18 protein-coding genes are annotated in these 19,834 nt (G+C 61.8%); 13 read left to right on the top strand and 5 right to left on the bottom strand.

Features of this window, described 5'->3' with window-relative positions:
* Window positions 1-798, top strand: a complete 798-nt coding sequence (locus tag CEW89_RS10645; protein ID WP_198403407.1) for a hypothetical protein — start codon at window positions 1-3, stop codon at window positions 796-798.
* Window positions 799-828: 30 nt separating this feature from the next.
* On the opposite strand, the gene hemE is transcribed toward CEW89_RS10645, so the two are convergent.
* Window positions 829-1,863: a uroporphyrinogen decarboxylase gene (hemE, locus tag CEW89_RS10640; protein WP_096805886.1), complete on the bottom strand. Its 1,035-nt coding sequence runs from the start codon at window positions 1,861-1,863 to the stop codon at window positions 829-831.
* A 113-nt stretch (window positions 1,864-1,976) separates the two neighbouring features.
* Between hemE and hemC the strand changes: the two genes are divergently transcribed.
* Window positions 1,977-2,921: a hydroxymethylbilane synthase gene (gene hemC / locus CEW89_RS10635; protein ID WP_096805885.1), complete on the top strand. Its 945-nt coding sequence runs from the start codon at window positions 1,977-1,979 to the stop codon at window positions 2,919-2,921.
* A gap of 3 nt (window positions 2,922-2,924) precedes the next feature.
* Here hemC and CEW89_RS10630 read toward each other — a convergent pair whose 3' ends face one another.
* A complete protein-coding gene (locus CEW89_RS10630; protein WP_096805884.1) occupies window positions 2,925-4,319 on the bottom strand; it encodes an FAD-binding oxidoreductase in 1,395 nt (464 codons plus the stop codon).
* A gap of 118 nt (window positions 4,320-4,437) precedes the next feature.
* Window positions 4,438-5,793, bottom strand: coding sequence for an oxygen-independent coproporphyrinogen III oxidase (gene hemN, locus CEW89_RS10625; RefSeq protein WP_096805883.1), 1,356 nt, complete (start codon window positions 5,791-5,793; stop codon window positions 4,438-4,440).
* 66 nt (window positions 5,794-5,859) lie between these two features.
* On the opposite strand from hemN, the gene fnrL reads away from it, so the two are divergent.
* A complete protein-coding gene (gene fnrL, locus CEW89_RS10620; protein ID WP_066702717.1) occupies window positions 5,860-6,600 on the top strand; it encodes a transcriptional regulator FnrL in 741 nt (246 codons plus the stop codon).
* Between the two features lie 124 nt (window positions 6,601-6,724).
* On the opposite strand, the gene CEW89_RS10615 is transcribed toward fnrL, so the two are convergent.
* A complete protein-coding gene (locus tag CEW89_RS10615; RefSeq protein ID WP_066702719.1) occupies window positions 6,725-7,564 on the bottom strand; it encodes a universal stress protein in 840 nt (279 codons plus the stop codon).
* 366 nt (window positions 7,565-7,930) lie between these two features.
* Here CEW89_RS10615 and ccoN point away from each other — a divergent pair, with 366 nt between their 5' ends.
* The 8 genes from ccoN (at window position 7,931) to ccoS (ending at window position 15,869) form a co-directional block, all read left to right on the top strand.
* Window positions 7,931-9,526 carry a cytochrome-c oxidase, cbb3-type subunit I gene (gene ccoN / locus CEW89_RS10610; RefSeq protein ID WP_066702725.1) on the top strand — a complete coding sequence of 532 codons (1,596 nt, stop codon included), beginning with the start codon at window positions 7,931-7,933 and terminating at the stop codon, window positions 9,524-9,526.
* Between the two features lie 15 nt (window positions 9,527-9,541).
* Complete coding sequence (ccoO, locus tag CEW89_RS10605; protein ID WP_066702728.1) at window positions 9,542-10,267, top strand: cytochrome-c oxidase, cbb3-type subunit II; 726 nt, start codon at window positions 9,542-9,544, stop codon at window positions 10,265-10,267.
* Between the two features lie 12 nt (window positions 10,268-10,279).
* On the top strand, window positions 10,280-10,459 hold the full coding sequence (locus tag CEW89_RS10600) for a cbb3-type cytochrome oxidase subunit 3 (protein ID WP_066702731.1): 180 nt from the start codon (window positions 10,280-10,282) through the stop codon (window positions 10,457-10,459).
* A complete protein-coding gene (gene ccoP / locus CEW89_RS10595; RefSeq protein ID WP_066702746.1) occupies window positions 10,456-11,334 on the top strand; it encodes a cytochrome-c oxidase, cbb3-type subunit III in 879 nt (292 codons plus the stop codon). Before CEW89_RS10600 ends, ccoP begins: the two co-directional genes overlap by 4 nt.
* 285 nt (window positions 11,335-11,619) lie before the next feature.
* Complete coding sequence (ccoG, locus tag CEW89_RS10590; protein ID WP_066702748.1) at window positions 11,620-13,065, top strand: cytochrome c oxidase accessory protein CcoG; 1,446 nt, start codon at window positions 11,620-11,622, stop codon at window positions 13,063-13,065.
* Window positions 13,066-13,068: 3 nt separating this feature from the next.
* The gene (locus CEW89_RS10585) at window positions 13,069-13,527 is read left to right on the top strand and encodes a FixH family protein (protein ID WP_066702751.1); all 459 of its coding nucleotides are present in this window, start codon (window positions 13,069-13,071) and stop codon (window positions 13,525-13,527) included.
* Between the two features lie 9 nt (window positions 13,528-13,536).
* Window positions 13,537-15,714, top strand: coding sequence for a heavy metal translocating P-type ATPase (locus CEW89_RS10580; RefSeq protein WP_096805882.1), 2,178 nt, complete (start codon window positions 13,537-13,539; stop codon window positions 15,712-15,714).
* The gene (gene ccoS, locus CEW89_RS10575) at window positions 15,711-15,869 is read left to right on the top strand and encodes a cbb3-type cytochrome oxidase assembly protein CcoS (protein WP_066702757.1); all 159 of its coding nucleotides are present in this window, start codon (window positions 15,711-15,713) and stop codon (window positions 15,867-15,869) included. Before CEW89_RS10580 ends, ccoS begins: the two co-directional genes overlap by 4 nt.
* Here ccoS and CEW89_RS10570 read toward each other — a convergent pair.
* Window positions 15,866-16,564 (bottom strand): arylesterase, encoded by a 699-nt coding sequence (locus CEW89_RS10570; protein ID WP_096805881.1) that lies wholly within the window; start codon window positions 16,562-16,564, stop codon window positions 15,866-15,868. The two genes, ccoS and CEW89_RS10570, sit on opposite strands and share 4 nt — an antisense overlap.
* On the opposite strand from CEW89_RS10570, the gene CEW89_RS10565 reads away from it, so the two are divergent.
* Together CEW89_RS10565 and CEW89_RS10560 are read left to right on the top strand one after the other, a co-directional pair.
* Complete coding sequence (locus CEW89_RS10565) at window positions 16,563-17,243, top strand: ABC transporter ATP-binding protein (protein WP_096805880.1); 681 nt, start codon at window positions 16,563-16,565, stop codon at window positions 17,241-17,243. The genes CEW89_RS10570 and CEW89_RS10565 overlap by 2 nt on opposite strands.
* Window positions 17,244-17,263: 20 nt before the next feature.
* Window positions 17,264-19,774, top strand: coding sequence for an ABC transporter permease (locus CEW89_RS10560; protein ID WP_096807208.1), 2,511 nt, complete (start codon window positions 17,264-17,266; stop codon window positions 19,772-19,774).
* The last annotated feature ends 60 nt before the right edge of the window (window positions 19,775-19,834 follow it).

The raw sequence follows: 19,834 nt of genomic DNA, 5'->3' as shown, positions 1-19,834 counted from the left end.
TTGTTTATGAAAAAATATAGGTTTGCATTTCTGGTATTGGCGTTTGTCGTCATCTTGTTTGTCATCAATGTCTGGAGCGTTCTGTCTTTGGAACGTCCGACAAATCTGGCTTGGAACGAGCTTGGCGATTCCATGGGGGTGCTGAACGCGCTGTTCAGCGGGTTGGCCTTTGCGGGATTTCTCGTTTCATTGACCTGGCAGCGTCAGGAATTGTCCTTGACGCGGCAAAGTGTTGAGGAACAGACACGGGAATTGTCCCGCGCGGCGGATGCGCATAATCAGCAGGTGGCTCAGTTTCAGGCTCAGCAATCCTTGCAAATGCAAAGTCAATTCCATGCGCAATTCATGTTTTGGCATGATCTTTGGCTACACGAGCATAACGGAGTGAATGCCGATGAAAGTGCGCGGGACCAATGCGTGACCTTGTGTGGGGAGGTGCACGAAAGAGACGGCCAGAGCCTTGGCAAGGACGCACGCGATGTTTTCCCGGGCGGGTACTACAATTTCCTTAGGTATTGCCTCGAAGAGCTTGAGGCCCTGCCTGTTGCGGATGCAAAGCGGGCCGCTGAGCTTCGACAAAGATATGCGCGCATCTTGCGGGCGGGATTGTCGGATATGGAAAAGAAAATCCTCTTGCTGGGGCAGTTCCAATGGGCGCCGACCGAAGGATCTTTGGCGTATCTTATTGGGAAATACGAAATCCTGCATGGGTGCGGTGATTGGGCGCGCGATCATTGCAAAAAGATTTGGCTGAATTATCGTGGCGTGCTCAACGGCGCTTCACATGAGGATGAGTAAGGAAAAGCCCCGCTTTGGCGGGGCTTTTCCTTAGGCGTTTTCGCGCAGCGTCTCGATCATCAGGCTGACATTGTCCGGGTCCGCGTCCGGCGTGATGCCATGGCCGAGGTTGAAAATATGCGGGCCGTGCGAGAAGGCCTCGCGCACATGGCGGACCTCGTCGATCAGCGCCTGACCGCCCGTGACCATATGCGAGGACGCCAGATTGCCCTGCACGCAGCCGTCTTTCTGGACATTGGCCGCGCCCCATTCCGGGGTGACGGAATTGTCGAGCGCGACGCAATCGACGCCGGTCTTGGCGTGAAAGCCGATATAACCCTCGCCCGCTTCGCGCGGGAAGCCGATCACCGGGATGCCGGGGTGGCGGGCTTTCAGTTCCGCCGTGATCTTGCGGGTCGGTTCGACAGCGTATTTTTCGAAGGCTTCGCCCTTGAGGCTTCCGGCCCAGCTATCGAATATCTTCACGACTTCGGCGCCGGCCTGAATTTGCTGGTCGAGATATTCGATGGTGCCTTCGATGAGAAGGTCGATGACCTTTTCGAACAGCGCCGTGTTGCCCATCCGCAGCGCATGCGCGGGCCCCTGATCGGGGGTGCCGCGCCCGGCGATCATATAGGTTGCCACTGTCCACGGAGCCCCGGCGAAACCGATCAGCGTCGTTTCCTTCGGCAATTCGCGGGACAGAATGCGCACGGTCTCATAGACCGGGGCAAGCGTGTCGTGAATGTCGTCCTTGCCCTTGAGAGCCGAGAAATCGGCATCCGACTGAATGGTCGACAGCCGCGGGCCTTCGCCGGTGACGAACCAGAGATCGGCCCCAAGCGCCTGCGGCAACAACAGAATGTCGGCGAACAGGATCGCCGCATCGAATCCATAACGCCGGATCGGTTGCAGCGTCACCTCGGCGGCCAGATCCGAGTTGTAGCACAGCGAGAGGAAATCTCCGGCTTCGGCGCGCGTCGCGCGATATTCCGGCAGGTAGCGCCCGGCTTGCCGCATCATCCAGATCGGCGGCACCTTTTGTACCTCGCCTCTGAGCGCTTTCAGGATCGTCTTGTCGGTCATTTCGGGCCTCCCGTCATCATCCCCGCACTGGTCCCCGGCTTGCGCGCTTTTGTCAAGCGCAGAGGGCGCTTTCCCTGCTTGTCAGGCCGATCCGCCGCAGGTAAGCCTTGGCCATGACAGTGACACTTCCCACCCCCGCCGCCCCCCTGAAAATCGGCACCCGTGGCTCGCCGCTCGCTCTGGCGCAGGCCTATGAGACGCGGTCGCGCCTTATGACGGCCTTCGATCTGCCGGAGGACGTGTTCGAGATTGTGACGATTTCCACGCGCGGCGACCGGGTTCAGGACCGCTCCTTGCGCGAACTGGGCGGCAAGGGGCTGTTCTCCAAGGAGATCGAGGAATTTCTTCTGACCGGCGAAATCGACATTGCCGTGCACTCGACCAAGGATATGTCGGTGATGCAGCCGAAGGGTTTGATCCTCGATACGTATCTGCCGCGCGAGAATCCGTTTGATGCCTTCATCACGCTCGACGGCAAGGCGCTTGCCGATCTGCCGCTGGGCGCGGTGGTCGGGTCCTCCTCGCTCCGTCGCAAGGCGCAGTTGTTGAACAAACGGCCCGATCTCACCGTCGTCGAGTTTCGTGGCTCGGTACAGACCCGTCTGCAAAAGCTCGAAGAGGGCGTGGCGGAGGCAACCTTTCTTGCCATGGCCGGGCTGAACCGGCTGGGCTATGATCATGTGCCGCGCCGTGCTGTGACGGCTGAGGAAATGCTGCCTGCCGTGGCGCAGGGGGCGATTTCCATCGAGCGGCGCGAAGATGACGCGACGGTCGCGAAGATGCTTTCCGCACTGCATGACGTCAAGACCGGGCAGGCGATGGCCTGTGAACGGGCGTTTTTGGCCAAGCTTGATGGCTCCTGTCAGACCCCGATTGCCGGGCTGGCCGAGGTCGAGGGTGGGACCATTCGTCTGCGCGGAGAGATTCTGCGCACGGACGGGTCGGAAAGCCTCACCGACGATATGTCCGGCGCGGTCGAAGATGCCGCCGCGATGGGCGTCGAGATGGCAACGAAACTTCTGGAACGCGCAGGCACCGGGTTCTTCGACTGGAAATAACGCTTAAGGCAGCGTTTTTCCGGGGTTGAGAATGCCTTTCGGGTCGAAGGCCGCTTTTACCGCACGCATCATCTCCAGAGCGACCGGGTTCTTGCGGCGTTCCATCGAGGGCAGTTTCGACAGGCCGATGCCGTGTTCTGCGGAGAAACTGCCGCCCATTTCGCGCACGATTTCCTCCACCTCTTCCATCAAGGGGTCGGCCAGCTCGTAGGTGCTCGGGTACACGGTATAGTGAATATTGCCGTCGCCGAGATGCGCGACGGGGCAGGTTTTAAACCCCGGATCGAGCGCGCGCAGACGTGTTTCCGCCTGATCCATGAAAGCCTCAAGCCGGTCGAGCGGGAGGCAGAGATCGTTGATCACCACGGGCTTCTCGGCGGTGGAAATCTCCGCCGCCGCCTCGCGGATTTCCCACATCAGCGCGCGCTGCGCTTCGGATTGCGCGAGCGCTGCGTCGAGCACCAGACCCTCTTCGAACAACACGCCCAGCGTCTCTTCGAGATGGGTGACGAGCGGGATCTGCCCGGTCTCGTCGGGGGTGCAATCGCGCAGCATGGTGGAGCCGATCTCTAGGAAAATCGTGTGATCCTGATCGTGGCCCAGAGGCGGGGTCAGATCGGCGCGGAAGCGGGCGAGGTTGTCCATATAGCCGCGCGGCATGTACTCGAAGGCCTCGACCATGCCGCCGGTGCGGGTCTGGAGCGCGTTCAACAGGTTGAGCGCAGCGGACAGCCCGGTGGTGGTGACCATGGCCGTGGCATGGGCTTTGGGCGCCGGGTAGAGTTTCAACACGGCGGCGGTGATGACGCCCAGCGTGCCCTCCGAGCCGATCATCAGATCGCGCAAGTCGTAGCCCGAATTGTCCTTGTGCAGCTCGCTCATCAGATCGAGCACCCGCCCGTCGGCCAGAACCACTTCGACGCCGAGACACAGATCGCGGGTGTTGCCATAGCGCAGCACGTTCGAACCGCCGGCGTTGGTCGCAAGCGTGCCGCCGATCCGGGCGGAGCCGCGCGCGCCGAAGGTCATCGGATAGGTCAGGCCATGAGCCTCGGCGGCGTCGTGCAGGTCCTGTAGGATCACGCCGGCCTCGACCACGGCGATGCGGGCCTCGGGGCGAATCTCGCGGATTGTCTGCATCCGGTCGAGCGAGAGGATCAGCGCGCCGTCGGCGGCGGTGGCGCCGGTCAGGCCTGTGTTGCCGCCCATCGGCACCACGGGGGTTTCGGTCTCATGGCAGAGCGCAAGAATGGCGGAGACTTCAGCGGTCGTGCGAGGACGGACCACGGCCAAGGGAGAGGTTTCATATTTTCCGACCCAGTCGCGGCCATAGGGCAGGGCGTCGTCGCCCGTGAGCACATGGGGCGTAATGGCTTTGAGGCGGGAAAGAATGTCCATGATCGGTCTCCGGTTTGTCCGCCGGGTGTCCTGTAAATCCCCGGGAATGGCAAGGGCCAGACAGAGAAAGACCCGCGCTATTGGCGGGTCTTTTTCGGCGTTTGGGAAGGTGATGCGCTCAGACGGCGGAGGAGTGTTGCGCCTGTGTCATGTCATAGGCATCGAAGTGGCGCGCGATCATGCGGGTGAGTGGGCGGGCCTCTTCACGGATCACGATGCGTTCGGACGAGATGTCGAGCATCTCGGGGAAGGCTTCGGCGGCGCTGGTCGCGAAGTCGTTGAATTCCGCCTGTGTGAGACCGTAGACCTCAGACAGTTCCGCCGCCTCGACGCGGAAATCGCACATCAGCGCCTCGATGATCCGACCGCGCAGGTGGTCCTCTTCGGTGAAGCGGTGGCCCTTGGCGATGGGCAGGAGACCCGCGCGCACATCGGCCTGATATTTCGAGGTCGAGGGCTGGTTCTGGGCATAACCGCCCGGATATTTCGCAATCGAAGAGGCACCGATGCCGACCATGGTCGGGCATTTGTCGTCGGTATAGCCTTGGAAATTGCGGCGCAGCTTGCCGGTGCGCAGGGCGACTTCGAGCCCGTCGCCCTTTTTCGCAAAATGGTCGATGCCGATCTCGGCGTAATTGTCCCAGACGAAAAGGTCGCGGGCGGTGTTGAACAGGTCGAGCCGTTCTTCCGGCGTCGGAAGTTCGTCGGTCGGGATCATGTTTTGCCGCCGGGCCATCCAGGGCACATGAGCATAGCCGAACAACGCCACCCGGTCGGGCGAGAGCGACAGGAGTTTCTGCACGCTCTCGGAAATTTTCTCCCGGGTCTGGCCCGGAAGCCCATAGAGAATGTCGGCATTCAGAGAGCGAATGCCACGGGCGCGGAGGCCCTCGACGGCGGCTTTCGTGGTCTCATAGGACTGAATGCGACCGATGGTTTCCTGAATCTGCGGATCGAAATCCTGCACGCCGATGGAGGCGCGATTCATCCCGGCTTCGGCGAGCGCATCGAGGCGCGCGTCGTCGATCTCGTTCGGGTCGACCTCGACAGAGAACTCGTAGTCTTGCGCAAAAGGCGCGAGGTCACGGATCGCGCCCGAGAGATCGGCGATCATCCCGGCTTCCAGAAGCGTCGGCGTGCCGCCGCCCCAGTGCAGATGGCCGATCTCGATGCCTTCGGGCAAATGCGCCTTCACAAGTGCAAGCTCCGCTTTCAGCGTTTCGACATAGGCCGCTACCGGTCCGGCTGTCGTGGTGCCCTGAGTCCGGCAGGCGCAGAACCAGCAGAGACGGCGGCAAAACGGAACATGGACATAGAGCGAGATCGGCTCGGCCGGGTTGAGCGCCGACAGCCAATCGGTCACGTCATCGCCGCCGACTGTGTCGGAGAAATGCGGTGCCGTTGGGTAACTCGTGTACCGGGGGACACGAGCGTCAAAAAGGCCAAGCTTGCGGAGTTGCGTGTGTTTGTTCATAGAGATACGCTGTAGCCCATCAAAGATCGGGTGCCTTGACCCAGATCAAGAATTGCGAGCGCACGAATGAACGAAATTGTGTTTGACCATAAAGAGTGCGGGTCCTGCCCGATCCGGCATCGCTCCGTCTGTGCGCGGTGCGAGGCGGATGAGCTCGAAGAACTGGATGCGATCAAATACTATCGTTCCTACGAAGCCGGTCAGCCGATTGTCTGGTCCGGCGACCGGATGGATTTCGTGGCCTCGGTGGTGACCGGCGTTGCGTCCCTGAGCCAGGCGATGGAGGACGGGCGGACCCAGATGGTCGGGCTGTTGCTGCCGTCGGATTTCCTTGGGCGTCCCGGGCGCGATGCGGCGCCTTACGATGTGGTGGCGGTGTCGAATCTGACGCTGTGCTGTTTCCGGCGCAAACCGTTCGAGCAGATGATGATCCGCACGCCGCATGTTGCGCAGCGCCTGCTTGAAATGACGCTCGACGAATTGGATGCGGCGCGGGAATGGATGTTGATTCTCGGGCGCAAGACCGCGCGGGAAAAGATCGCCTCGCTTCTGGCCATCATCGCCCGGCGCGAGGCGTCGCTGGCGCTGACCACGGCAGGCGATGGGATGGATTTCGAACTGCCGCTGACGCGCGAGGCGATGGCCGATTATCTCGGGTTGACGCTGGAGACCGTATCGCGGCAAATCTCTGCGCTCAAACGCGACGGGGTGATCACGCTCGAAGGCAAGCGCAAGGTGATCATTCCCGATTTCGACCGGTTGCAGATCGAGACTGGCGATGACAATGACGGTGGGCTGATGGTCTGATCCATCGCTTTGATTATAAAAAGAAACCCCGCAGAGCGATCCGCGGGGTTTCTTTTTGGGCCTGATATTCCCGATCGGCACATGAGGGAGGACTGTGCCGGTCGGAGTTGCGCCCGAAAACGTCTTAGTGCGACATCAGAACCGGAATGTCGGCCAGTTCGAGCATGTGGCGCGTTGCGCCGCCGAGGATGGATTCGCGGAAGCGCGAATGGCCATAGGCACCCATCACCAGAATGTCGGCATCCTTGTCTTTCAACTGACGCACAAGTACGTCGGAGATGCGCGGCATGGTTTTGGCGAGCACCGAGACCTCGGCGCGCACGCCGTGACGCACGAGCATCTGGCAGAGCGAGCCGCCCGGGTCGGAACGGTCGGGGCCGTGTTGCGGCGGGTCGATGATGGTGATGTCCACCAGATCGGCCTTTTGCAGGATCGGCAGGGCGGCACGCACCGCACCGAGCGCTTCGGCGCTTTCGTTCCAGGCGACGACCACACGGTCGATGTTGTCCGGGACACTGACGCCATCGGGCACGACGAGCACCGGAACGTGACCGGAGAACAGCGCGGCTTCGAGGATTTCCTCATGTTCATGACCGCGACCCTGACCGTAGGGACGGGGCAGGACGACGACATCCGAGAAGCGCAGGAAATGCGCGAGCTGCGGAGTCAGGCCGGCCATTTGCGCCGTGACCGGGTTGGTGAACCACGGAATTTCTTCGGCTTTGAGGTAGTCGTTGACCTCTTCCTCGATTTTCTTGCTGTCGGCCTGTGCCTGTTGCAGGTTGTCCTGAAGCGCCATGGCGTTGGTGCCGGCGTAATAGAAGCCCGGCTGTGTCCGGTCGAGGCCGAGGCAGATCACATCGAGATGCCCCTCTTCCTTCCGGGCGAGGGCCACCGCCGCATCCAGAGCGTGGCGGTCGGCCTCCATGTTGCACATGATGGTTGTAATGGTTTTGAAGGGCATGTCCGCCTCCTTCGGGTGGTGTGTCTCATTGCCGAAATCATGGTCCCGCAAAGGAAATCTCGCCTTGACGGAGATCAACAAAAAACGCGGTTTTGGCGCCCGAGTAAAGGTCTATTGGAAATATAAGTTTTCGGAATAGCTTTTTTGCGGCAAATTTGTCCATGCGAACAGGGTGCGACCGATTGGCGCGGGCATACAGATGCCTGCTGTCATTCTGGTGCACAAAAATCGTAAATGATGGTGCTTTGACTCAGATCAATGATCTTCACAAAGATGTGAGACAAATCGCAAGATGTCGAACCCCGTGGGTCGAATGCGGGACGGCTATGCCCTATGGACGAGGGCGAAAGAACGAAGGGACGCAATATGTGGAACTATATCAAGCTGGCAGTGCTGGGGATCGCCGTGATCCTTTTCGGCCTTGCCGCGAACTACGGGCGCGATTTTGCCTATCAGGTGCACGCGCTCATTTTCATGGCCGCGGCGGCCATGACCTTTATCTACACCCTGCGGGTGGCAGGCGACGTCAAACCGGCTCCGACCGGCTATCTCGACGGCGTCGTGCGCGCGGGTGTCATCGCAACGGCCATCTGGGGCGTCGTCGGCTTTCTCGCCGGGACGTTCATCGCGTTTCAGCTCGCCTTCCCGCAGTTGAACTTTGAATTCCTGCAAGGCCACGGCAACTTCGGGCGTCTGCGTCCGCTGCACACCTCTGCGGTGATCTTCGCCTTCGGCGGCAACGCCCTGATCGCATCCTCCTTCTACGTGGTTCAGCGGACCTCCGCATCGCGTCTCTGGGGCGGCAACCTCGGCTGGTTCGTGTTCTGGGGCTACAACCTGTTCATCGTGCTGGCCGCAAGCGGCTATGTGCTGGGTGTGACCCAATCCAAGGAATACGCCGAGCCGGAATGGTATATCGACCTGTGGCTGACCATCGTCTGGGTGGCCTATCTGATGGCCTTCATGGGGACGATCTTCACCCGTAAGGAAAAGCACATCTACGTTGCGAACTGGTTTTACCTGTCCTTCATCGTGACCATCGCGATGCTGCACATCGTCAACAACCTGGCGATTCCGGTCTCCATTCTGGGCTCCCGCTCCGTGATGGTGATGTCCGGCGTGCAGGACGCCATGACGCAGTGGTGGTACGGCCACAACGCCGTGGGCTTCTTCCTGACCGCAGGCTTCCTGGGCATGATGTACTACTTCGTGCCGAAACAGGCCGAACGTCCGGTGTTCTCCTACAAGCTGTCGATCATCCACTTCTGGGCGCTGATCTTCATCTACATCTGGGCCGGTCCGCACCACCTGCACTACACCGCGCTGCCCGACTGGGCCTCGACGCTGGGCATGGTGTTCTCCGTGATCCTGTGGATGCCCTCCTGGGGTGGCATGATCAACGGTCTGATGACGCTTTCGGGCGCCTGGGACAAACTCCGCACCGACCCGGTCATCCGGATGATGGTGATCTCCGTTGGCTTCTACGGCATGTCGACCTTTGAAGGTCCGATGATGTCGATCCGCGCGGTCAACTCGCTGTCTCACTACACCGACTGGACCATCGGTCACGTGCACTCCGGTGCTCTGGGCTGGAACGGCATGATCACCTTCGGCGCGCTCTATTACCTCGTGCCGGCGCTGTGGAACCGTCAGCGTCTCTACTCGCTCGGTCTCGTGTCCTGGCACTTCTGGCTCGCCACCATCGGCATCGTGCTCTACGCCGCGTCGATGTGGGTCACGGGCATCATGGAAGGCCTGATGTGGCGCGAAGTCGACAGCCAGGGTTTCCTCGTGAACGCCTTTGCCGACACCGTGGCCGCGAAACACCCGATGTATGTGGTGCGTGCGACGGGCGGGGTGCTCTACCTCACCGGTGCGCTGATCATGTGCTACAACCTCTATATGACCGTGCGTCGTGCTCCCGTGAAAGCGGATGAGTCGGCTCTGGCTCCGGCTGAATAAGGGAGGGTTTCAAACATGGCTCTTATCGACAAACATAAGATCATCGAAACCAACGGCACCCTGCTTCTGGTCGGTGCGCTTCTTGTGGTGACCGTCGGCGGAATCGTCGAGATCGCCCCGCTGTTCTATCTCGAAAACACCATCGAGGACGTGGAGGGCGTGCGCCCCTACTCCCCGCTGGAGTTGACGGGTCGGGAAATCTATGTGCGGGAGGGCTGCTATGTCTGCCACTCGCAGATGATCCGCCCGATGCGCGACGAGGTGGAACGTTACGGTCACTACTCGCTGGCAGCGGAATCGAAATACGATCACCCGTTCCAGTGGGGGTCCAAGCGGACGGGGCCCGACCTCGCCCGTGTGGGCGGTCGCTACTCCGACGAGTGGCATGTCGACCACCTGACCAATCCTCAGTCCGTTGTGCCTGAATCGGTGATGCCGAAATACGGCTTCCTGGCGGACCGTTACATCGAGCCCGAGTATATCGAGGACCTGATGAAAACCCACCGCATTGTCGGCGTGCCCTACACCGACGAGATGATCGAAGTCGCGAAAGAAGACTTCGTGAACCAAGCGGATCCGTGGAGCGACAGCGAGGGTCTCCTCGAGCGCTACCCGAATGCGCAGGTGCGGAACTTCGACGGTCAGGACGGAATCACGGAGATGGATGCGCTCATCGCTTACATGCAGATGCTGGGCACCTTGGTCGATTTCTCGACCTTCACTCCGGATGCGTCCCGCTAAGGAACAGAAGAGATGGATTATCACATCCTTCGCGAATTTGCCGACAGCTGGGTGTTACTGGCCATGTTCGTGTTCTTCGTTGCCGCGGTGGTCTGGGCGTTTCGCCCGGGCTCCCGCAAGCAACATCGCGACACGGCCGACGTCATCTTCCGGCATGAAGACAAACCCGCCGAAGAGGAGGCGAGGACATGAGTAAGAAAGAAGTCGAAACCACAGGACATTCCTGGGACGGGATCGAAGAGTACAACAACCCGCTCCCGCGCTGGTGGTTGATCATCTGGTATATCTGCATCATCTGGGGCATCGGCTATTCCATTGCCATGCCCGCTTGGCCGATGATCAAAGGGGCGACTGCCGGCGTGCTCGGCTGGTCCACCCGTGCGCAGGTCGCCGAGAAGATCGCCTCCTTCGAGGAGATGAACGCCGGTGTCGAGGCCGAACTGGCCGCAGCCGACGTGACCGAAGTGATGCCGGGCTCCGATGTCTACAACTACGCCGTCAACATGGGCGCGTCCGTGTTCCGTGCCAACTGTTCGCAGTGCCACGGCTCTGGTGCTCAGGGCAACGTCGGCTATCCGACGCTTCTCGACAATGACTGGCTCTGGGGCGGCACGATCGACGAGATCGCCTACACCGTGCAGCACGGCGTTCGCAACGAAACCGACGATGCCCGCTATTCCGAGATGCCGAAATTCGGCGTCGACGAGCTGCTCGAACCCGAGCAGATCAACCAGGTGGTCGAATTCGTGATGTCGCTGTCCGATCCGGACGGGGACGGCACCAACATCTCCGGTCATAGCTACGATGCCGCTCTGGCGTCCGAAGGTGCTGTGGTTTTCGAAGAGAACTGTGCCTCCTGCCATGGTGAAGACGGCACGGGCGACATCTATCAGGGGGCGCCGAACCTGACCGATGCGATCTGGCTCTATGGCGGCAACCGCGACACCATCCACGAAACGGTCACCTATGCCCGTTTCGGCGTGATGCCTGCCTGGGGGCTGCGCCTGTCGCAGGCCGAGGTCAACGCGGCCGCTCTCTACGTCCACCAGTTGGGCGGCGGTCAATGAGCACATGAAATCCGGGCGGAAACGCCCGGGTTGCGGCACCGGCCCTCGATCCTGTTCGCGCGTTTCTTCAGGGTCGGTGCCCACAAACACAAACCGCAGCGTCTCATGCTGCGGTTTTCTCTTAAGTTTCACGGACGAGATGTGGCAGGATGCCACAAGTCCAAGGCGTGTTTTTGATGCACCTTTTAACCGGCCGTCACAAAAGTTTGATGCACATCAAGGCTGTGAAAAAGTGTCGCTCCCATTAAGGGACAAAACCGCGAACAGTCGAAAAGGCACCGCTCCATGAGCTCTACCGACAACTCTCCCGAACATAAGCTGTATTCCTCCCGAGAGCCGATCTTTCCCCGTCGCGTGAAGGGGAAATTCCGGTCGCTCAAGTGGGTCCTGATGATTGTGATGCTGGGGATTTACTACCTTTCGCCCTGGATCCGCTGGGACCGTGGGCCGGAGTTGCCGGATCAGGCGATCCTGATCGACCTCGCGAACCGTCGTTTCTTCTTCTTCTGGATCGAGATCTGGCCGCATGAGTTCTATTTCATCGCGGGCCTTCTGATCATGGCCGGTCTCGGCCTCTTCCTGTTCACCTCCGCCGCCGGGCGGATCTGGTGCGGCTATGCCTGTCCGCAAACCGTCTGGACCGACCTTTTCATCCTCACGGAGCGCTGGATCGAGGGCGACCGCAACGCCCGCCTGCGTCTGCACCGTCAAAAGAAAATGGACCTCCGCAAGTTCCGCCTGCGGGTTGAAAAATATCTGTCCTGGATTCTGATCGGTCTGGCGACCGGCGGGGCCTGGGTGTTCTATTTCACCGATGCGCCGACGCTGCTGGTCGATCTGGTGACCGGACAGGCCCATCCGGTGGCCTATATGACCATGGCGATCCTGACCGCGACCACCGTGTTCTTCGGCGGCATCGCCCGTGAGCAGGTCTGTATCTACGCCTGTCCCTGGCCGCGGATTCAGGCCGCGATGATGGACGAGGACACGCTGACCGTCGGCTATCGTCATTGGCGCGGCGAGCCGCGCGGCAAACACCGTAAGGGCGAAGGCGCCGCCGAGCTTGGCGATTGCATCGACTGCATGGCCTGCGTGAACGTCTGCCCGATGGGGATCGACATTCGTGACGGGCAACAGCTCGAATGCATCACCTGCGCGCTCTGCATCGACGCTTGTAACGAGATGATGGACAAGATCGGCAAGCCGCGTGGCCTGATCGACTACATGGCGCTGACCGACGAACCGCGCGAGATCGCGGGCGAGACGCCGAAACCGGTGTGGAAACACATCTTCCGTCCGCGCACGATCCTTTACACCGTGCTCTGGGGCGGTGTCGGTGTCGCGCTGATCTGGGCGCTGTTTGCCCGCGCGGACATCGACATGACGGTCGCGCCGGTGCGCAACCCGACCTATGTGATGCAGTCCGACGGAGCGATCCGCAACATTTACGACCTGCGTCTGCGCAACAAGCATGGCGAAGAGCGTGAGTTCCGTGTGAGCGTCACGGGCGACGACACCCTGACGGTGACCTTGCAGGATTCCGACACGACCGCAGGCGATACGATTGCGGTGAAGGCCGACGAGATGCGTATCGTGCGCGCCTATGTCGAGGCGCCTGCCGGGTCCAAAGCCGCCACTTCCGACCGCACGGAATTCACCTTCTGGGTCGAGGATGGTATTGCCAATGAGCGGGTCTCTGTCGACTCGGTGTTCAACGGTAAGGGACAATAGAACATGGCACGCGAAATCACGGGCAAACATGTCCTCATCGGAACGGTGTCGGCCTTTGCCGTGATCATCGGGGTCAACATCTTCATGGCCGTTCAGGCCGTGAAGACCTTCCCGGGGCTCGAGACCGCCAACTCCTATGGCGTGTCGCAGACCTTCAACCGCGACAAGCAAGCCCAGGAAGCCCTGGGCTGGACGGTCGAGGCGGTGGACGATCAGGAGCACCTGTTCGTCTTCATCCGTGACGCCGAAGGCCGGCCCGTCGAAGTCGCCGAGATCGGCGGCACGCTGGGCCGCGCCACCACTGTCGTGGACGATCAGCAGCCGGAATTCAGCTTCAACGGCGAGGCCTATGTGGCGAAAACCGGAATGCTGGCGGCAGGCAACTGGAACTACCGGATGACGGCCACTGCGCTGGATGGCACCCATTTCACCCAGCGGATCGTCATCCACGTCAAACGGTAAGGCACACCCATGTCCGAGGTTCAGATCTCGGCCTGTCCGGCCTGTGTGGCCGCTCCGGCCGCCGAGGAAACGGCACACGCGCGGGACGTTCGCGACGCGCGTTTCGTGCTGTCTTTGCCCGCGATCTATTGCGCGGCCTGTATTTCGGGCGTCGAACGCGAATTGACCAAACAGCCCGGCGTGCGGGCTGCGCGGGTGAACCTGACGCTCAAGCGCGCGCAGGTCGAAGCGGATGAAGACGTCTCCGTCGATGCCCTGATCGGTGCGCTGACCAAGGCGGGTTACGAGGCTTATGAGCTCGACGCCAGCGCCATTTCCGCCACCGAGACCGACAAAAAAGGCCGAGCGATCCTGACTCGCATTGCGGTGTCAGGCTTTGCGATGATGAACGTGATGCTCTTGTCCATCGCGGTCTGGTCCGGGGCGTCTGACGTGACGCGCGATATGTTCCACTGGGTTTCCGCCGCCATCGCGCTCCCGGCCATCGCCTATGCAGCGCAGCCGTTTTTCGGTTCGGCCTGGACGGCGCTAAAGGCGAAACGGCTCAACATGGATGTGCCGATCTCGCTCGCCATTCTCCTCGCGGGTGGGATGTCCCTGTTCGAAACCATCGAATCCGGGCAGCATGCCTATTTCGACGCGGCGCTGTCCCTGACCTTCTTCCTTCTGGCTGGGCGCTATCTCGATTACCGCACGCGTTCGGTGGCGCGCTCCGCCGCCGAAGAACTCGCCGCGCTCGAAGTGCCGCGTGTGACGCTCGTGGACGGCACGGTGATTTCGATCAAGGATCTGGCCAAAGGCGCGCTTGTCCGCGTCGTTCCGGGGGCGCGTGTGCCGGTTGACGGGATCGTAGTTGAGGGGGCCTCCGAGCTGGATCGCTCGCTTCTGACCGGGGAAAGTCTTCCGGTTGAGACAGGTGTCGACAGCATTGTTTCCGCGGGTGAGGTCAACCTGACCGGGCCGTTGATCGTGAAGGTCACCGCCGCAGGTGAAGACAGTTCTCTGCACCGCATGGCCGATCTTGTGGCCATGGCCGAAACCTCGCGCAACAAATATACCTCGCTTGCCGACCGCGCTGCGCAGATTTACGCGCCGACGGTGCATCTTCTGTCGCTGGCGGCTTTCATCGGCTGGATGGTGGCGACCGGCGATCTGCGTCATTCGATCAATGTTGCGGTGGCGGTGCTGATCATCACCTGCCCCTGTGCGTTGGGGCTTGCCGTGCCGGCCGTGACCACCGCCGCCTCCGGGCGTCTGTTCCGGGCGGGGATGCTGATCAAATCCGCGACGGCCATCGAACGTCTGGCCGAGGTCGATACGGTGGTGTTCGACAAAACCGGCACGCTGACCGAGGGCAAGCCGGAGCTTGCGAACCTGCGCGACATTCCTCCGCATGCCCGCTCTGTCGCCATGGCTCTAGCCGCCGGGTCCGCCCATCCGCTCTCGGGCGCGCTGTTCGAGGCGACGAAAGCGGCGGACATCGCGCCCGCGCCTGTTATCGAGATTCGCGAAGTGCCGGGGCAGGGCGTCGAGGGCCGTTTGGGCGATCAGACCGTGCGCTTGGGGCGTGCCACCTGGCTTAATGCCATGGCCCTGTCGCAAACCGCGACTTATCTCAAGATCGGGGAGGAGGCGCCCATCGCTTTCACCTTCATCGATCATCTGCGCGAAGGCGCGGCCGATGCGGTTGCGGCGCTCAAACGTCAGGGCATGGATGTTGTTCTGCTCTCCGGCGATGCGCCCGCCGCCGTCGCGGACATCGCGCATCGCATCGGGATCGAGGCCTGGGATGCCGAATGCCTGCCCGAAGCCAAGGCGCTGCGCGTGGCCGAACTGACCCGCTCGGGCCGCAAGGTTTTGATGGTCGGTGACGGTCTCAACGACACCGCAGCGCTTGCCGCCGCTCATGTGTCGATCTCGCCCGCCTCCGCTCTGGAGGCGACGCGCGTGGTGTCCGACATGGTGCTTTTGGGCAAATCGCTTGCCCCCATCGGCGAGGCGACGCGGGTGTCGGTGTCTGCCACCCGCCGGATCAAGGAAAACTTCAACATCGCGACGCTTTATAACCTCGTCGCCATTCCGGTCGCGCTTGCCGGTTACGCGACACCCTTGGCTGCGGCCTTGGCGATGTCGGCCAGTTCGATTACCGTGTCGCTCAACGCGCTCCGGCTCAGAGGAAAATCATGAACGTTCTCGTCTATCTCATCCCGATCTCGATCTTTCTCGGCGGGCTTGGGTTAGCCGGGTTTTTCTGGTCGATCCGGTCGCGGCAATATGACGACCCGGACGGAGACGCGCAGCGCATCCTGACCGGCGAATATGACGACCACCCGAAGCCCTAATTGCCGGCACGCTCTGCCAGTTCGGCCACCTTCGGGCCCATGGCCTCGACGATGAGCGCAACCCCCGCGGCGTTGGGGTGAATGCCGTCGGGTTGCATATACTGCGTCAGAACCTGCCCCCAAGGGGCGAGATCGGTCAGCGGCTTCAGAAAGCCCTCGAAATACAACGTGTCATAGTCTGCGGCCAAATCCGAGTAGATCCCATCGAAAGCGGCCTTGTAGTCCGCGCCGTAATTGCCCGGGGCCTGCATGCCGACGAGCAACACGGGAATGTCTTTCGCCTTGGCGGCATCGAGAATGCCCGCAAGATTGGCACGGGTCAGATCCGGAGACAATCCGCGCAAAAGATCGTTACCGCCAAGCGTCACGATCATCGCGCCAATGTCGGGCGTCAGTGTCCAGTCCACCCGCGAAAGGCCCCCTGCCGAGGTGTCGCCGGACACTCCTGCGTTGACGATGGTTGCTTCGATCTCATGGGTGTCGAGCCAGTTTTGCAATTGTGCCGTGAAGCCGTTCTGTGCCACCAACCCGTAGCCCTGTGTGAGGCTGTCTCCCAAAGCGGCGATGCGGACAGGATCGGCGGTGGCGGCGGTGGCCCAGAGCATCACCCAAATCTTGACCAAAAGACCGAGCCGGTGCTTGCCGTTGCGCCCTGCGGCCCCATATTTTTGCAAGAGATTTGAAAGGAAGCCCATGGACCCGATCATTGCCACAGAGGACGCGCATTTGACACTGGATGGCAACGCGGGGCGGGTCGAGATTTTGCGTGGCATTTCATTGCAGGTCGCGCGCGGCGAAACGCTGGCACTCATCGGGCCTTCCGGATCGGGCAAATCCTCTCTCCTCATGTTGTTGGGCGGGCTCGAAATGGCCAGCGCCGGGACGATTTCCGTGCTTGGGCGCGATCTCACCGCGATGAACGAGGACGAGCTGGCGCGCTTCCGCAGGGATCATATGGGGGTGGTGTTCCAATCCTTCCACCTCATTCCCACCATGACCGCTTTGGAAAATGTCGCAATCCCCCTCGAACTGGCGGGCGTGCCCGATGCGTTCGCGCGTGCGCAGGCCGAGCTTGAGAGCGTTGGTCTTGGGGCGCGTCTCGATCATTACCCCGCGCAAATGTCCGGCGGCGAGCAACAGCGCGTGGCCCTGGCCCGCGCCTCCGCCCCGCGCCCGGAGATTCTATTGGCGGACGAGCCGACCGGCAATCTCGATGGTACGACCGGCGAAGCGATCATGGAGCTTCTGATGGGGCTGCGCGACCGTCATGGTGCGACGCTTGTCATGGTGACACATTCGCCTGAACTCGCCGCGCGCTGTGACCGGGTGATCCGGTTGCGGGACGGGCAGTTGGAAACGGAGGTTCCGGCGTGAGCCTGCGCTCGGACGTCAGCATGGCCTGGACCATCGCCCTGCGCGAGTTACGCGCCGGGCTTGGCGGGTTCCGCATCCTGATTCTGTGCCTTCTGCTCGGGGTGGCCGCCATTGCGGCCGTGACTTCCGTGCGCGACAGCATTTCCAAAGGGCTTGCCCGCGAAGGGGCGGCGCTTCTGGGGGGCGATGCGGAGATGGAATTCACCTACCGGTTTGCCACGGATGATGAGCGTGCATGGATGGAAGGGCGCTCTGAGCGTCTGTCCGAGATTGCCGATTTCCGTTCCATGCTGAGCGTTGGCGAGGAGCGTGCCCTGACGCAGGTGAAGGCTGTGGACGCCGCTTATCCGTTGATCGGTACAGTTGGGCTCGCGCCCGAGATGCCTCTGGCGCAGGCGCTGGCAGGAGAGGGCGATTTGCCGGGGATCGTGCTCGACCCGGTTCTGATGGAGCGGTTGGGATTGGTCCTTGGCGACGAGGTGCGAATTGGCGATCTGCCCTTTGTTGTCATGGCCGAACTGACGCGCGAACCGGATGGGGCGGGGGCCGGGTTCACCCTCGGGCCGCGCAGTATCGTGGCGCTTTTTGCCCTCCGAAACAGCACATTGCTCGCCCCCGGCACCCTGTTCGAGAGCGCCTATCGTCTTGATCTGCCTGAGGGCACTGATCTTGATGCGATGAAGGCTCGTGCCGAGGCGGAGGTGGCCGGTGGAGGGTTCCGTTGGCGCGATGCGCGCAATGGCGCACCAGGCGTGAACCGGTTTGTCGAACAACTCGGCTCCTTTCTGGTCCTTGTCGGTCTCGCGGGGCTGGCGGTGGGCGGCGTTGGCGTCTCGGCGGCGGTTCGGGCCTATCTCGACCGAAAGATCGCCGTTATCGCCACGCTCAAGACCCTCGGCGCCACCCGGCGCACGATCTTTCTCACCTACCTGTTGCAAATCGGTGTGCTGACCGGCGGCGCGATTGTTGCGGGTGTGATCTTGGGTGGGCTGGTGCCGCTCTTTGCCATGCCGTTCATCCAGACGCTTCTGCCGGTGCCGGTTGCGCGCGGTGTGCAGATCGCCCCCCTGCTGGAGGCGGCGCTCTATGGCGTTCTTGCCAGCGCGATTTTCGTGCTCTGGCCGCTGTCGCGGGCCGAACGGATCCGCCCCGCCGCGCTCTATCGCGATGCGTTGTTCGGGCTGAAGGGCCTGCCGCGTTGGCCCTATCTGGTGACCATACTTTTGCTGCTTGCCGCCCTCATTGCGTCCGCTGCGGTGCTGTCCGACAATCGGCGGCTGGTGCTCTGGACCTTCCTGGGACTGGCGATTGCCTTTGTGGCGCTTGTGTCGGCTGGGCGTGGGCTTGCGCGCCTGTCACGGCGGTTAACTCGTCTCAAGGCACTGCGCCGCCATCTGCCCCTGCGTCTGGCGTTTGGCTCCGTCGGTGGGCCGGGGGGAGAGGCGGTGTCCGTGGTGCTCTCGCTTGGGCTTGGTCTTACGGTGCTTTCCGCCATCGGCCAGATCGACGCCAATATGCGTGGTGCGATTGCCCGCGATCTGCCGGAACGCGCGCCGTCCTATTACGTGGTCGATATTCAGCCGGATCAGATCGACGGTTTGACGGAACGGGTCACGACCGACCCCGGCGTGACGCGGTTCCAAAGCGCGCCGATGCTGCGTGGCCTGATCACCAAGATCAACGGTCAGGATGCCGAGACCGTGGCCGGGCCGCACTGGGTTCTGCGCGGAGATCGTGGCGTGACCTATGCCGGGGCAAAACCGGATAATGTCAAAGTCCTGTCGGGGGCGTGGTGGTCGCCCGACGACACGGAGCCGCAGATCAGTTTCGCCGCCAAGGAAGGCGAGGAGATGGGGTTGAGCCTTGGGGATACGATCACGATCAATATTCTCGGACGTGACATCACCGGGACGATCACCTCGTTTCAGGACGTCAATTTCTCCAGCGCCGGGATGGGATTTATCCTGACCATGAACGAGGCGGCACTTGCCGGTGCACCGCACACATGGATCGCCACGATCTATGCCGATCCGGCGACGGAGGCCCCGCTGATCCGTGATCTGGCCAAGGCCTATCCGAACATCACGACCATTCGTGTGCGCGATGCCATCGATCGGGTGGTGGCGATCCTTGAAAGCATTGCGGCGGCCACGACCCTTGGGGCGGCGGCGACCCTGATCACCGGGGCGATTGTGTTGATCGGGGCCGCAGCGGCGGGCGAGGACTGGCGGCGGTACGAGGCGGCTGTGCTCAAGACGCTTGGCGCGTCGCGCAGGAAAATCCTGACGAGTTTTGCGCTTCGCGCTCTGATCCTCGGTGCCGGGGCGGGGATCGTGGCGCTGATCACCGGGGCGCTTGGCGCCTGGGCAGTGATCCATTTCGTGATGGAGGCGGAGTTCAATCTCTCGCTTGGCGCCGCACTCTGGATCGTTCTGGGCGGTGTGGCGATGACCTCGCTCACCTCGCTTTGGTTCTCCTGGCGCGCGATGCAAGTCCGCCCGGCGCGGGTGCTTCGGGCGTCCGAGGGATAAGATCCGTTAAAGCGGTCCGCCAAAACCTGAGACACAGTTTTTGGCGGAGCGCTGTGCAAG

Source organism: Celeribacter ethanolicus, assembly GCF_002407265.1.
Classification (GTDB): domain Bacteria; phylum Pseudomonadota; class Alphaproteobacteria; order Rhodobacterales; family Rhodobacteraceae; genus Celeribacter; species Celeribacter ethanolicus.
Note: the sequence above shows the minus strand (reverse complement) of the source record. Positions and strands in the feature narration are given on the sequence as shown.

Excerpts from the sequence above, each read along its gene's own strand:
- hemN (WP_096805883.1), bottom strand. The coding sequence starts at position 5,793 with ATGAACAAACACACGCAACTCCGCAAGCTTGGCCTTTTTGACGCTCGT.
- CEW89_RS10615 (WP_066702719.1), bottom strand. The coding sequence starts at position 7,564 with ATGCCCTTCAAAACCATTACAACCATCATGTGCAACATGGAGGCCGAC.
- fnrL (WP_066702717.1), top strand. The coding sequence starts at position 5,860 with ATGAACGAAATTGTGTTTGACCATAAAGAGTGCGGGTCCTGCCCGATC.
- hemC (WP_096805885.1), top strand. The coding sequence starts at position 1,977 with ATGACAGTGACACTTCCCACCCCCGCCGCCCCCCTGAAAATCGGCACC.
- ccoG (WP_066702748.1), top strand. The coding sequence starts at position 11,620 with ATGAGCTCTACCGACAACTCTCCCGAACATAAGCTGTATTCCTCCCGA.
- ccoS (WP_066702757.1), top strand. The coding sequence starts at position 15,711 with ATGAACGTTCTCGTCTATCTCATCCCGATCTCGATCTTTCTCGGCGGG.
- CEW89_RS10560 (WP_096807208.1), top strand. The coding sequence starts at position 17,264 with ATGGCCTGGACCATCGCCCTGCGCGAGTTACGCGCCGGGCTTGGCGGG.
- CEW89_RS10600 (WP_066702731.1), top strand. The coding sequence starts at position 10,280 with ATGGATTATCACATCCTTCGCGAATTTGCCGACAGCTGGGTGTTACTG.
- ccoO (WP_066702728.1), top strand. The coding sequence starts at position 9,542 with ATGGCTCTTATCGACAAACATAAGATCATCGAAACCAACGGCACCCTG.
- CEW89_RS10630 (WP_096805884.1), bottom strand. The coding sequence starts at position 4,319 with ATGGACATTCTTTCCCGCCTCAAAGCCATTACGCCCCATGTGCTCACG.
- hemE (WP_096805886.1), bottom strand. The coding sequence starts at position 1,863 with ATGACCGACAAGACGATCCTGAAAGCGCTCAGAGGCGAGGTACAAAAG.
- CEW89_RS10565 (WP_096805880.1), top strand. The coding sequence starts at position 16,563 with ATGGACCCGATCATTGCCACAGAGGACGCGCATTTGACACTGGATGGC.
- ccoN (WP_066702725.1), top strand. The coding sequence starts at position 7,931 with ATGTGGAACTATATCAAGCTGGCAGTGCTGGGGATCGCCGTGATCCTT.
- CEW89_RS10570 (WP_096805881.1), bottom strand. The coding sequence starts at position 16,564 with ATGGGCTTCCTTTCAAATCTCTTGCAAAAATATGGGGCCGCAGGGCGC.
- ccoP (WP_066702746.1), top strand. The coding sequence starts at position 10,456 with ATGAGTAAGAAAGAAGTCGAAACCACAGGACATTCCTGGGACGGGATC.
- CEW89_RS10580 (WP_096805882.1), top strand. The coding sequence starts at position 13,537 with ATGTCCGAGGTTCAGATCTCGGCCTGTCCGGCCTGTGTGGCCGCTCCG.
- CEW89_RS10585 (WP_066702751.1), top strand. The coding sequence starts at position 13,069 with ATGGCACGCGAAATCACGGGCAAACATGTCCTCATCGGAACGGTGTCG.